The sequence below is a fragment of the Mesorhizobium loti genome (assembly GCF_013170705.1).
Taxonomy (GTDB): domain Bacteria; phylum Pseudomonadota; class Alphaproteobacteria; order Rhizobiales; family Rhizobiaceae; genus Mesorhizobium; species Mesorhizobium loti_D.
The window spans coordinates 2,407,259-2,419,839 of record NZ_CP033334.1; the positions used below are offsets into that span (position 1 = coordinate 2,407,259).

Below are 12,581 nucleotides of genomic sequence, written 5' to 3' on the forward strand. Positions count from 1 at the left end.
TCGCAATGACAGCGCCCCTTGCTCCGCCGGCGGGGGCGGGTTTCAATGCCGGCAAAGGATCGGGCGCCGCCTGCAAGGCGCCTTCCGGGGGAGGATACGCGTTGAAGGTCGGGGTGGTTCTCAATCCGATTGCCGGTGGCGGCTGGCTGAAGCGTCATTGGCCTGACGTTGCCGCCTCGCTGAACAAGCATTTCGGCGATTTCGAACTGCGCGAGACGCAGGCCGAAGGAGATGCCGAACGCCTGGCGATCGACCTCGCGGCAAGTGGCTTTGACCTGGTGATCGCTGCCGGCGGCGACGGCACGGCAAGCGAGGTGGCCGACGGGTTGCTGCAGGCATTCCAGGAGAGCGGCAGGACGACTGAACTCGGCCTTCTGCCATGCGGCACCGGGATCGATTTCGCGCGCGGGCTCGGTCTGCCGAAGGCGGTGGACGCGACCCTGAAGCGGATCGCGGAGGCGAAGGCCAGGGCCATCGATGCCGGCCGCATCTGCTACATCGACGATCATGGGGCGCTGGCGAGCCGCCACTTCATCAACATCGCCAGCCTGGGTCTGTCAGGCGCTACCGACCGCGCCGTCAATGCCGACAAGCGCAAGGGCAAGATGTCGGCCAAGACGCTGTTCCTGTGGCGCACCGTGGTCGAGTTCGTCCGCTACCGCTTCCAGGATGTCCGGATCACGGTCGACGACGGCACCCCTGTCGAAGCGCGCGTGGCGCTGGTGGCGGTGGCGAACGGAAAGTTCTTCGGCGGCGGCATGATGATCGCGCCGGATGCCGAACTGACCGACGGGCAATTCGACATCGTCATCCTGCGCGCGGCGGGCAAGCTGAGGCTGATCTGGGACCTCCGCCTGCTCTATGGCGGCCGGCATCGCAACCATCCGGCGATCACGATCCTGCGCGGCAAGAAGGTGGTTGTCGAACCGCTGGGTGATGTGGAAAAGAACGGCGCGTTGGTCGACATAGACGGCGAGTCGCCCGGGCGCATACCGGCGACCTTCGAGATCCTGCCCGGGGCGCTGACGCTCAGATATTGAATCAAGGCGTTGCCAGATTGATTCAGGTGTTTTCGAAACTGAATCCGGCTACCGATTCAAGCTGATGAAATCGCTTGGTTTTCTGGCTTCGGCTCAGATTTCCAATTTGGCCGGGAAACCGGGCGCGCGCAGGTCGGCACCGACGGCATCCTCAAGCAATTTGACGATCTGGGTCGACCAGGCGCCGCCGCCATAGGCTTCCTTGCCTTGCTGGAAAATCGCGTTGACGCGGGACGCCAGTTCGAGCGGCACGCCAAAATCCTTGCCCATGCCCAGCGCGAAGCCAAGGTCCTTCAGCGCCAGGTCCATGGTGAAGCCGATGTCGTAGGAGCCGTTGAGGACGAGCTGGCTTTCGGTCTCGTGGACGAAGCTGTTGCCGGAGGAGGCAACGATGGCGTGATAGGACTGGGCGAGGTCGAGCCCGCCCTGCCTGGCCAGCATCAGCGCTTCGCCGGCGGCGACGAGATGGATGAAGGCCAGCATGTTGGTGATGACCTTGATCACCGCCGCCGAACCGATCGGCCCCATCAGGAAGGACCGCGCGCACATCGCCTCGATCGCCGCGCGATGGCGTTCGTAGAGCGCGGCATCGCCGCCGACCAGCGCGGTGATTTTTCCGACCGCCGCCAGATGCACGCCGCCGGTAACCGGGCACTCCAGCGTCTCGACGCCCCTGGCCAAGGCGAGGGCGGCAAGCCGCACGATCTCGTCGCGGCCATTGGTCGACATCTCGATCCAGGTGCCGCCTGCAGGCAGGCCTTCGAGCAACCCGCCTGGGCCGGCCAGCACCGCTTCGCTGACCTTTGGCGAGGGCAGGCAAGAGATGGCGTTGCCGGCGCGGGCGGCCGCTTCCGCGGGCCTGCTCGCGGCGGTGGCGCCGAGCGCAACGAGGCGCTCGACCGCCGCCGGGTCGCGGTCGAAGACCGTGACCGCAAAGCCGTTGCGGACCAAGCTGGCGGCAAGGTTGCCGCCGAGATGGCCGAGGCCAATGAAGGCGTAGCTTTCGCTCACGGCATCAGCGGCGTCTGCATCATCTGCAGATGCAGGTCCTTGCCGGTGTACGGATGGGCGTCGCAGACCGCTTCGTTGAGCTCGACGCCCAGCCCCGGTTCCTTCGACGGGATGACATTGCCGTCCTGCCACTCGATCTTCTTCTTCAGCAACGTGGCGTGGAAGCCGTCCCACTGCTTCAGCGATTCCAGGATCAGGAAATTGGGCAGCGTCACCGCCAGCTGGATGTTGGCCGCACCCACGATCGGCCCGCAATAACAGTGCGGCGCGATCTGGATGTGGTAGGCCTCGGCCATGGCGGCGATCTTCTTGGTTTCGAGAATGCCGCCGGAGCGGCCAAGATCCGGCTGCAGGATGGTCGCGGCGCGGTTCTCGATGACGCGGGCGAATTCGAACTTGGTCGTCAACCGCTCGCCGGTGGCGATCGGGATGGACGTGCCGCGCGCGACCTGCGCCATCACCTCGGGCATGTCGGGCGGCACCGGCTCCTCGAACCACAGGGGATCATAGGGCTCGATGGCGCGGGCCATGCGCAGCGCGCCGGATGCGGTGAATTGGCCGTGCGTGCCGAAGAGGATGTCGGCGCGGTTTCCCACCGCTTCGCGGATCGCCTTGATCATGCGGGTGGCGACATCGATGTCGAGCAGGCGCGGCTGGTGGCCGTCGAAGGCGGTGTAGGGACCGGCCGGGTCGAGCTTGACGGCATTGAACCCCTGCTCGACATATTCGAGCGCGCAGGCGGCCGCCATTTCGGGGTCGTTGTAGACGTTCCTGCCGTCCGGCGCGTCCTCGGAGTGGACGCTGCCGGTGTGCGGGTAGAGATAGGTGTAGGAGCGCAGCGTCTCGTGCACCTGGCCGCCGAGCAATTTGTAGACCGGCTTGCCGGCCTCCTTGCCGACGATGTCCCAGCAGGCCATTTCGAGTGCCGAGAAACAACCCATGCCGGTCACGTCGGGACGCTGGGTGAAGCCGGAGGAATAGGCGCGGCGGAAGAAGTTCTCGATGTCGTGCGGATCGTGGCCGATCAGATAGCGTTCGGCCATGTCCTCGACTAGCCTGGCGGTGACGTGGGCGGAGAAGGTGGCGTTGTAGGCCTCGCCATAGCCGACCACGCCGCCGTCGGTGGTCAGCTTGACGAAGATGAAATACTTGCCGCCGATGCCGGGCGGGGGGTTGCCGACAACCCAGGTCTTGACGTCGGTGATCTTCATTTTTGGTCCTCCAGAACCAGTTCGGCGCCTTTCCATCCGGTCATGACCGAGGCGGCGTTGGTGTTGCCGGTGATGTTGTCGGGAAAGATCGAGGCGTCGATGACGCGCAGGCCTTCGAGCCCATGTACCTTGAGGCGCGGATCGACGACGGAGCGAGAGGGATCGGGCCCCATGCGGCAGGTCGAAACCGGGTGATAGACGGTGCCGGAGCGTTTCCTGAAATCGGTGATCAGGTCGGCGTCCGACTGGACCGACGGGCCGGGCAGGACTTCTTCCCTGATGATTTCCGCCATCGCCGGCATCGAGGCGATCTTGCGCACGAACTTCACCGCCGCCAGCATCTCCTCGACATCGGCGTTGGTGGAATAGGCGTTGGCGACGATCCTTGGATATTCCAGCGGATTGCTGGAGCGGATCATGATCTCGCCCCGGCTCGACGGACGGCAGTTGGACAGGCCGATGGAGAAGCCCGGCCAGGGGTCAGGCGTCAGGATCGGCCGCTCGCCGCTCTTCGGGATGACGGTCGAGAACGCCTGGAAATAAAGCTGCATGTTGGGGCGCGTAAATGTCGGGTCGGTGCGGAAGAAGCCGCCGCCATGGTTCATCGACAGCGACAGCGGCCCGGAACGGGTCAGGATGTACTGCATGCCGACCAGCAGCTTGCCCCACCAGGGGCGCAGGATCTGGTTTAGTGTCGGCACATTGCCCTTGAAGGTGTAGTTGATGCCGACATGGTCCTGCAGATTGGCGCCGACATTCTCGTTGGCATGGACGACCGGGATGCCCAGCCCCTTGAGCAAAGCCGAAGGACCGATGCCGGAGAGTTGCATGAGCTGCGGCGAGTTGATCGAGCCGGCGGAAAGGATGACTTCGCGGCCGGCGCGTGCCGTTTTCGTCTGACCGTTCCGCAGATATTCGACGCCGACGGCGCGCTTGCCCTCGAACAGGATGCGGCTCGCCAGCGCGTTGGTTTCGACGCGGAGGTTTGCACGCTTCATGGCCGGGCGCAGGAAGGCGCGGGCGGCGGACATGCGGCGGCCGTTCCTGGTCGATATCTGGTAGGTGCCGACACCTTCCTGGGCAGCACCATTGAAATCGGGGTTGAGCGGCAGGCCGGCCTGCTGGCCGGCGGCGAGATAGCGCTTGGTCAGCGGGTGGACGGCGTTGGTCGTGTTGCTGATATGCAGGGGGCCGCCGGTACCGCGCCATCTGTCGGCGCCCGCCTCATTGTCCTCGAGCGCCTTGAAGACGGGCAGCAAATCGTCATAACCCCAGCCGGGATTGCCAGCGGCGCGCCAGTCGTCGAAATCCTCGCGCGCGCCGCGGATCCAGACCATGGCGTTGATCGAGCTCGACCCGCCGAGCAGCTTGCCGCGCGGCCAATGGTCGACATTGCCGCCGAGGCCGGGATCAGCCTCGGTCTTGTAGTTCCAGTTGACGGCGGGGTCGAAGAAGGTCTTGCCGTAGCCGAGCGGCATCTGCACGTAGAAACGGCGGTCCGTGCCGCCGGCCTCCAGAACCAGCACCGAGAAACGGCCCGAGGCCGACAGTTTGTCGGCGAGCACCGAGCCGGCCGAGCCGGAGCCGACGATGATGAAGTCAAAAGTCTGCATGATGGAAATGGGTGGCTCCGGAAAACTGGCCGCAGCCTAGACGCGACGGGTTCGCCGCGTCGCCGCGCCTTCCGGCATGCGTTGTGAAAAATGCGACCGCGATGCCAGGCCGAGTTGCGGGGAATCCCGACAATCGCGCTTGATATGCATGGGGTCGACAGCTTATGCGATGGCATCAGCCAATCCGAGGAAGTCGGGAAATCATATGCGTACGCTGCCGGATGCCTTCATTCCCGAACTGCCCGGCCACTACAAGGGCAAGGTCCGCGAAAACTACGACCTCGCGGATGGGCGGCGCATCATCATCGCTACCGACCGTCTCAGCGCCTTCGACATCATCCTGACCTCGATCCCGTTCAAGGGCGAGATCCTCACCCAGACGGCGCGCTACTGGTTCGAGGAAACCGCCGATATCTGCCCGAACCATGTGCTCGAATATCCCGACCCGAACGTCGTCGTAGGCACGAGGCTTGACATCCTGCCGGTCGAGATCGTCGTGCGAGGCTATCTGGCGGGAACCACCAGCACCTCGATCCTGACCCGCTATCGTCGTGGCGAACGCGACATGTATGGAATGCGGCTGCCGGACGGCCTGCGCGACAATGAGAAGCTGGCCGAGCCGGTGATCACGCCAACCAGCAAGGCCGCGGATGGCGCCCATGACGAGCCGCTGTCGCGGGCCGAGATCCTCGAACAAGGTCTTCTCACCCAGGCGCAATGGGACACCGTCTCGGATTACGCCTTGCGGCTGTTCGCCCGCGGCCAGGCGCGCGCGGCCGAGCGCGGCCTGATCCTGGCCGACACGAAATACGAATTCGGCACCGACAAGAACGGGAAGATCATCCTGGCCGACGAGATCCATACGCCCGACAGCAGCCGGTACTGGATCGCGGCGAGCTACGAACAGGCGCTGGCAAGCGGCACCCGGCCGGACAGCTTCGACAAGGATTTCATCCGCTCGTGGGTGGCGGCGCGCTGCGATCCCTACAAGGACCCGATCCCGAGGATTCCGGACGAGATCGTCGAGCAGGCCTCCAACGTCTATAGGCAGGCCTATGAGGCGATCACGGGCAAGGCGTTCATCCCCGACGTTTCCGGCGCCACGGTTCTCGATCGCATCCGGGCGAACCTGGCAGGTTATTTTTGAGAGGTGCGCCTTTCAGCCAGCGCCTGGTCTTACGCCGCGCAGTCGACCCCCACTCCGTCGAGCTTCGCTCGCCACCTCTCCCCCGTTCGACGGGGTAGAGGAGGGAGCGAGCTTGGCCGGGCTGGCGACTTCCTCTCCCTCCGGAGCAGGGAGAGGTGGCGCTGCGAAGCAGCGACGGAGTGGGGGAAGCCCGCTCCAAAGCCCGGAGCCGCTGAAAATCAGGCACCGCCGGGCGAATGCCAATGTTAGACCATGACCCGTGGGGGCGAGGAAACAGCAGCTGCTGCGCGTTGACCTGTTCCTGCAGCGGCGATACGGGATCGATGACCATCACCTCACAAGGATTCTGCCCATGGTGCACTACGCGGAAGGACGGCCGATCGGAGACCTGACGCTGCGCACGCTGGCCATGCCTTCGGACGCCAATGCGGCCGGCGACATTTTCGGCGGCTGGGTGATGGCGCAGATGGACCTTGCCTGCGGCATCCGCGCCGCCGAGCGCGCCAGGGGCCGCGTGGTGACGGCGGCGGTCAAGGAGATGTCCTTCGCCAAGCCGATGAAGATCGGCGACACGCTGTGCATCTACACCCATGTCGAACGCGTCGGCCGCACCTCGATGACGCTGAAGGTCGAGGCCTGGGCGCAGCGCTATCTCTCCGACCTGATGGAAAAGGTGACGCACGCCGATTTCGTCATGGTGGCGCTGGACGGCGAGGGCAAGCCGAAGGCCGTGCCGGCCGAGAGTTGATGAAAGCCATTCCCGCAAGCCCCGTTCTCCCAGTCCAGGAGCAATTGTAACATCATCCGCGCGGGCGATGCGCTCCGCGACATCCAATGGTTGCCTTCACGCCTGATTGTGCCGGCGTTGGAGGGGCGACAATGCGTCAACACATACTGAACAGCTGGCTGGTGGCAGCCCTTGTGGCCGTGATCTGCCTGCTTGGCGTCACCGCCTATGCGGCAGTCAAGGAGGACCTTCCGCGCACCTCCTGCCTGCGTGCCGGCAAGGGCGTCAGGCAGCCAGCCGCGACATGCGCGATCTGCAGCCCGGCGCCTTGCGAGAGCCTGGCGACAGGAAGCTGAAGGGTCATCCTGGATTTACGATTGTCTTCGTGGAAGCAGCGCCGAGCGTTGGCCGGCCTGAAGCGCCATCGGACAAGCTTGCGAGGCCTCGTTTAGAGAGCCACGAATTTCCAGCCAGCAGGCGACTTCACGCAACGCGAAACGCCCGACACCTTGCCATGCAAGGGTTTCAGCCGTGCATGCCGTCGAATTTTTCACGTGCCGCCCGCACACGCTGCGTATTCCTGCGCGCCCATTCGCCAAGCGCGCTGACCGGGATCAGCAGCTCGTGGCCGAGTTCCGTCAGCTCGTAGTCGACGCGCGGTGGGATGGTCGGGAACACGGTGCGGGTGACGAAGCCGTCGCGTTCCAGCCCGCGCAAGGTCGTGGTCAGCATCTTTTGCGAGATGCCGCCGACAGCGGCGCGCAGCTCGTTGAAACGCAACGGTCCGTCGCCAAGTTTGCCGACCACAAGCACGGTCCATTTGTCGCCGACGCGCTGCAGGATTTCCGAGACGGCGCGGCAGTCCTCGGTGTTATGCGGGTGCCTCAGTAACAAAACGGTGCCTCCTTGCGCCTGCAGTTGACAGTATCTCATATAGCTCCGGTATCTAAACGATACCAGCTTTTTACTGGAATGGAGAGCCCCCCATGTCAAAGCCGAAAATCGCCATCATCGTCGGTTCGACGCGCGCCGCGCGCTTCGCCGATGTGCCCACACAATGGATCGCAAAGATCGCCAAGTCGCATGCCGACATCGATGTCGAGATCGTCGACTTGCGTGACTTCCCGCTGCCCTTCTTCGACGAAGTGGCCTCTTCCGCCTGGGTGCCGTCGACCAACGAGGTGGCGCAGCGCTGGCAGAAGAAGGTCGCCGAATATGACGGCTTCATCTTCACCGCCGCCGAGTACAATCACGGCCCGACGGCCGTGCTGAAGAACGCCATCGACTACGCCGCCAACGAATGGAACAAGAAGCCGGCCGGCTTCGTCGGTTATGGCAGCGTTGGTGGTGCCCGCGCCGTCGAGCAGCTCCGTCTCCATGCCGTCGAGTTGCAGATGGCGCCGGTCAAGTCGGCTGTCCATATCGCCTGGGGCGACTTCCTCGCCGTGCGCCAGGGCGAGAAGAAACTCGAGGACCTCGAGCACCTGAACCAGGCCGCCACCGCACTGGTCAACGACGTCGCCTGGTGGGCCAAGGCTCTGAAGAAGGCGCGCGACGCCGACGTGGTCGACGAAGAAATCAAGGCGGCCTGATCGCCTTTCGAGATTATCCTCCCAAGGGATATGGGGCGGCGCTTGCGCCGCCCTTTTCATTAAAGCGGTTATAGCGGCTCAAATCGAAAGCCGCCGCCGGACCGCACGACACGGCCAATGCCGGGCGAGTCCAGATGCGCGCCCGCAACGAAGCAGTGATCGTCCGCCGCAAGCGCCAGCAGCCGCAACCGGCTCTCGCGCGCCTGGTCCTGATCCCCATCGAATTCCCACGTCACGTCAGGCCGATCGAACTGAAGCGACGGGACGTGGACGGTGTCGCCCCAGATCAAAATGCATTCGCCGCCGCTCGAAACGCGAAAGCAGCTGTGACCGACCTCGTGGCCATGGGCGCCGATAATGTCGACATGGGCTCCGAGATGGTCTCCGGCTTCGAAAAATTGCGCCATCTCGTGGAATCGCTCGAGCCGCGCTACGGCGCGGAAGAGGCCGAGTTCCTGCCTGGGAACGAGCAGGCGTGCCAGGCGCGGGAAGGCGTCCCGGCCGTCGGCAAGCACAAGGCCATGGATGTGGTCGAGATGTGTATGGGTGAAGCAGACGGTGCGGATTTTTTCGACATCGATGCCGGCTTCGTCCAGCGCCTGGGGAAGCCGGCCCATGGAGGGGTGCCAGGCATTCGCGGCGCCCGTATCGATCAGCGTTATCCCATTTCCATCGTCAATCGCGAAGGCGTTGACGGAGAGCCTGAGCTGACCGCCAAACAATGCGACCTGTTCCGGCAAGTCATCGCCAAATGGCTTGTCGCCGTTTTGCCGAAGCCGTCCGACCGGCATGTCGACATAGCCATCGCGCAAGGACGTGATGCGCAGGTCACCAAGAGTGTAGGTGGAGTGAAGTTCGCCCGAAGCTATGCGATGCATTTGCCGATCCGTTTTGCAGATAATCCGCGATGGCCAACCGGTGTCGGCACCCCCCGTCAATCCGATTCAGGCCATGTGTGCGTGCTGCGCCCGCCTTGGCCGGATGATGCAGTCGGCAAGGCGATGCTTCTCGTTCAGCTCGTCGGCGTGGTGCTGGCCCCACTGACAGAGCGCCAGCAGGATCGGCTCGAGGCTGAGGCCGAGGCTGGTCGCCGAATATTCGACGCGGGCGGGTACCTCGGCGAAGATCGCGCGGCTGACGAGACCGTGCTCCTCCATTTCGCGCAGCTGCTGGATCAGCACTTTCTGGGTGATGCCAGGCATCATCGCCTTCAACGCCGACAGCCGCCGGGGGCCATCGAAGAGATGGTAGAGGATGACCGCCTTCCAGCGCCCGGCGATCACCTTCAGCGCCCGTTCGGCCGGCAGCATCGGCAGTCTCTTGATCGGCGTCTTCCTGGCTGAACCGGCCATGGTCACCTCCTGGTCAGCAGCGGACTAATGAGTGTGTAGTCGCGGCCTCGCAGATAGTGGCAAACCATCGCCGATGCCAGTGCGATTGGAGTTTGCCATGAAAGCCGTTCAATTCAGCCGTTTCGGCGGTCCCGAGGTGCTGGAGGTCGCCGAGCTGCCCGCGCCGGTGCCGCAGGCTGGCGAGGTGCTGGTCCGGGTGAAGGCGGCGGGCATAAACTTCTTCGAGGTGCTGATGCGCGCGGACCGCTACGCCGTAACGCCGCAACTGCCGATGTTTCCCGGCGTGGAAGTGGCGGGGGTGGTCGAGGCGATTGGCCAAGAGGTGGATGAGGGGCTGCTCGGACGCCGCGTGGCGGTGCCGCTGTTCGTCTCGCAGCGTCCGCATGGCGGCTATGCCGAGCAGGTGACGATGCCGGCCGATCTCGTTGTGCCGCTGCCGGATGCCGTCCCGTTCGAAGAGGCGACAGCCCTCATGGTGCAGGGGCTGACGGCCCTGCACCTGCTGCGCCAAAGCCCGCCGGGGGCCAAGTCCGTGCTGGTGCCGGCCGCGTCGGGCGGCGTCGGATCGCTGCTTGTCCAGCTTGCCGGACAAAAGGGGGCAAGCCAGGTGATCGCGGCCGCCAGCGACAGGGCAAAGTTGGATTTTGCCTTGTCGCTCGGCGCCGATAGCGTGGTCGACTACAGCCAGCCGGATTGGCCGGCCCGTGTCCGCGACCTTACGGGCGGCGACGGCGTCGACATCATCTACGACACCGTCGGCGGCGCGCTGACGGCGGCATCTTTGCAGGCGTTGGCTGCGGGCGGAGAACTGGTGTTCGCGGCGCTCGGCCGCTACGGGCTCGCGGCGTCCGATCTGGAAGTCATGATCGGCCGCAACCAGTCGCTCAGGGGTTTCGCGCTGCTGCCGCTATTGCCGGCGGATGTGCTGCGAGCCGGCCTGTCCGAGCTGTTCCAGCTGGCGGCGAGCGGGCGGCTGCGGGTCGCGATCGGCGGCCGCTTCCCACTCGACCGGGCCGGGGAGGCGCACCGATTGCTGGAGGAACGCCGCGCGACAGGGAAGGTGGTGCTGGTGCCTTGACGGGCGACCGTTAACACCTGTTTCACACAATGGGTCGGATCGAGCTCCGTCCACGATCTCCAACGAAGAACGGCATCCTTGTTTCCGATCACGGCTGAGTGACTTGCATAATGCAACTAAACTGGCTAATAGTCACTTTCATATTGAAAGAGACTCCGGCAATGGTTGCAAGAACAAGCTTCGAAACACGCCCGTGCCCCATAGCGCGCAGCCTCGACGAGGTTGGCGAGTGGTGGAGCATCCTGTTGCTCAGGGACGCGTTCCAGGGGCTGACGCGCTTCGATCAGTTTCAAAAGAGCCTGGAGATCGCGCCCAACATTCTGACGCGCCGTCTGAACAGCCTTGTCGAGCGTGGGCTGTTCGAAAAGCGCGCCTACTGCGAGCGGCCGCTTCGCCATGAGTATGTGCTGACCGCCAAGGCGCGTGATTTCCGTCCGGTGCTGCTCTCCCTGCTGGCCTGGGGCAACAAGCACCTCGCCCCCGAAGGCCCGAGCCTGGTGGTGGTGGACAAGGCCGACGGGCGCTGGGCCGAACCCGTGCTGGTCGACCGCGAGAGCGGCAAGGAACTCGACGGCGAGGGCTTCACCATGGCGACGGCACCCAAGGCCACCGATCGCATGCGGCGGCGCTACCGCTTCAGCAGCGAGGCCTCCGGCCTGCCGCTCATCGACAATTTCGATCCAAGCCGCGAAGAGGCGCGGAGCAAATGAACAAGGTTCTCTCAGCCGCCGAGTTGCAGCCGGCGCAGCCGTCGGCCGTCCAGCTTCCCGCGCCCGCCAAGAACCGGCGCAAGCCGTTCGTCATGCTGGGCGCCGCGATCGCGATCGGCGTCGCCGGCTGGTATGGCTTTCAGTGGTGGCTGGCCGGCCGTTTCCTCATGTCGACCGACGATGCCTATGTCGGCGGCAACGTCACGCCGCTGGCGCCACGGGTCGCCGGGCACATCGATCAGATCCTCGTCGAGGACAACCAGCATGTCGCCGCTGGCCAGCTCATCATCCGCATCGACGACCGGCCTTTCAAGGCGGCGGTGGAGCGTGCGCAGGCATCCGTCCAGCAGCAGCAGTCGGCGCTCGACAATCTCCGTGCCCAGGTCTCGCTGCAGAATTCGCTGATCGAACAAGCGCAGGCCGATCTCGAAGCCAAGAGTGCCGCCGCCACGTTCACCACACAGGACGCTCAACGCTATGCGGTGCTGGCCAGCACCAAGACCGGCTCGCAACAGGATGCGCAGAGGAGTCTCGCCGCCGACGGCCAGGCCAAGGCTTCCGTCGCCGCCTCGCGCGCCGGGCTTGCAGCCGCCAAGCAACAGCTCAATGTGCTCAACACGCAGATTACGGAGGCGACCGCCGCCGTGGCGGCCGCCACGGCCGATCTCGATACGGCTGAGCTCGATCTCGGCTTCACGCAGATCCGCTCGCCCATCGACGGCCTCGTCGGCAACCGGCTGGCGCAGGTCGGCACCTATGTCTCGCCGGGCAGCTATCTCCTGACGATCGTCCCGCAGACGGGTCTGTGGGTCGATGCCAATTTCAAGGAAGACCAGCTGCGCCGCATGGCAGACGGCCAGGCGGCGACGGTCTATACCGACATTGCCCCCGACGCGCCTCTCAAGGGCCATGTCAGCAGCCTGGGACCGGCGACCGGGGCGATCTTCAGCGTCATCCCGGCGCAGAACGCGACCGGCAATTTCACCAAGATCGTCCAGCGCGTTCCCGTCCGGATCACCATCGACCCGGATCAGGCGCACAAGGTGGAGCTGCGGCCGGGCCTGTCCACCGTCGTGACGGTCGATACCGGCTCGCGCTGA

At 64.8% G+C, this 12,581-nt stretch carries 14 protein-coding genes; 8 read left to right on the forward strand and 6 right to left on the reverse strand.

Features of this window, described 5'->3' with window-relative positions:
- Nucleotides 1-101 precede the first annotated feature (101 nt).
- On the forward strand, nt 102-1,040 hold the full coding sequence (locus EB815_RS11790; RefSeq protein ID WP_056578843.1) for a diacylglycerol/lipid kinase family protein: 939 nt from the start codon (nt 102-104) through the stop codon (nt 1,038-1,040).
- A 93-nt stretch (nt 1,041-1,133) separates the two neighbouring features.
- On the opposite strand, the gene EB815_RS11795 is transcribed toward EB815_RS11790, so the two are convergent.
- The 3 genes from EB815_RS11795 to EB815_RS11805 are packed head-to-tail and all read right to left on the reverse strand — an operon-like array spanning nt 1,134 to nt 4,875.
- Nucleotides 1,134-2,051, reverse strand: a complete 918-nt coding sequence (locus EB815_RS11795) for an NAD(P)-dependent oxidoreductase (protein WP_056578840.1) — start codon at nt 2,049-2,051, stop codon at nt 1,134-1,136.
- The gene (locus EB815_RS11800) at nt 2,048-3,262 is read right to left on the reverse strand and encodes a mandelate racemase/muconate lactonizing enzyme family protein (protein ID WP_056578836.1); all 1,215 of its coding nucleotides are present in this window, start codon (nt 3,260-3,262) and stop codon (nt 2,048-2,050) included. Before EB815_RS11800 ends, EB815_RS11795 begins: the two co-directional genes overlap by 4 nt.
- A complete protein-coding gene (locus EB815_RS11805; RefSeq protein ID WP_056578833.1) occupies nt 3,259-4,875 on the reverse strand; it encodes a GMC family oxidoreductase in 1,617 nt (538 codons plus the stop codon). The genes EB815_RS11800 and EB815_RS11805 overlap by 4 nt, the downstream gene beginning before the upstream one ends.
- 205 nt (nt 4,876-5,080) lie before the next feature.
- On the opposite strand from EB815_RS11805, the gene EB815_RS11810 reads away from it, so the two are divergent.
- The 3 genes from EB815_RS11810 (at nt 5,081) to EB815_RS11820 (ending at nt 7,105) form a co-directional block, all read left to right on the forward strand.
- Nucleotides 5,081-6,022 carry a phosphoribosylaminoimidazolesuccinocarboxamide synthase gene (locus EB815_RS11810; RefSeq protein ID WP_056578830.1) on the forward strand — a complete coding sequence of 314 codons (942 nt, stop codon included), beginning with the start codon at nt 5,081-5,083 and terminating at the stop codon, nt 6,020-6,022.
- A 352-nt stretch (nt 6,023-6,374) separates the two neighbouring features.
- A complete protein-coding gene (locus EB815_RS11815) occupies nt 6,375-6,770 on the forward strand; it encodes an acyl-CoA thioesterase (protein WP_056578827.1) in 396 nt (131 codons plus the stop codon).
- 131 nt (nt 6,771-6,901) lie between these two features.
- Nucleotides 6,902-7,105, forward strand: a complete 204-nt coding sequence (locus tag EB815_RS11820; RefSeq protein WP_056578824.1) for a hypothetical protein — start codon at nt 6,902-6,904, stop codon at nt 7,103-7,105.
- Between the two features lie 169 nt (nt 7,106-7,274).
- On the opposite strand, the gene EB815_RS11825 is transcribed toward EB815_RS11820, so the two are convergent.
- Nucleotides 7,275-7,643 (reverse strand): winged helix-turn-helix transcriptional regulator, encoded by a 369-nt coding sequence (locus tag EB815_RS11825; RefSeq protein WP_056579017.1) that lies wholly within the window; start codon nt 7,641-7,643, stop codon nt 7,275-7,277.
- Between the two features lie 92 nt (nt 7,644-7,735).
- On the opposite strand from EB815_RS11825, the gene EB815_RS11830 reads away from it, so the two are divergent.
- Nucleotides 7,736-8,341: an NADPH-dependent FMN reductase gene (locus tag EB815_RS11830; protein WP_056578821.1), complete on the forward strand. Its 606-nt coding sequence runs from the start codon at nt 7,736-7,738 to the stop codon at nt 8,339-8,341.
- A 68-nt stretch (nt 8,342-8,409) separates the two neighbouring features.
- Here EB815_RS11830 and EB815_RS11835 read toward each other — a convergent pair whose 3' ends face one another.
- Both EB815_RS11835 and EB815_RS11840 read right to left on the reverse strand, forming a co-directional pair.
- Nucleotides 8,410-9,219: an MBL fold metallo-hydrolase gene (locus EB815_RS11835; RefSeq protein ID WP_056578818.1), complete on the reverse strand. Its 810-nt coding sequence runs from the start codon at nt 9,217-9,219 to the stop codon at nt 8,410-8,412.
- Between the two features lie 66 nt (nt 9,220-9,285).
- A complete protein-coding gene (locus tag EB815_RS11840) occupies nt 9,286-9,693 on the reverse strand; it encodes a winged helix-turn-helix transcriptional regulator (protein ID WP_056578815.1) in 408 nt (135 codons plus the stop codon).
- Between the two features lie 97 nt (nt 9,694-9,790).
- Here EB815_RS11840 and EB815_RS11845 point away from each other — a divergent pair, with 97 nt between their 5' ends.
- The 3 genes from EB815_RS11845 (at nt 9,791) to EB815_RS11855 (ending at nt 12,581) form a co-directional block, all read left to right on the forward strand.
- Complete coding sequence (locus EB815_RS11845; protein WP_056578812.1) at nt 9,791-10,771, forward strand: quinone oxidoreductase family protein; 981 nt, start codon at nt 9,791-9,793, stop codon at nt 10,769-10,771.
- Between the two features lie 161 nt (nt 10,772-10,932).
- Nucleotides 10,933-11,481 carry a winged helix-turn-helix transcriptional regulator gene (locus EB815_RS11850; RefSeq protein WP_056578809.1) on the forward strand — a complete coding sequence of 183 codons (549 nt, stop codon included), beginning with the start codon at nt 10,933-10,935 and terminating at the stop codon, nt 11,479-11,481.
- On the forward strand, nt 11,478-12,581 hold the full coding sequence (locus tag EB815_RS11855) for an HlyD family secretion protein (RefSeq protein ID WP_065005657.1): 1,104 nt from the start codon (nt 11,478-11,480) through the stop codon (nt 12,579-12,581). Before EB815_RS11850 ends, EB815_RS11855 begins: the two co-directional genes overlap by 4 nt.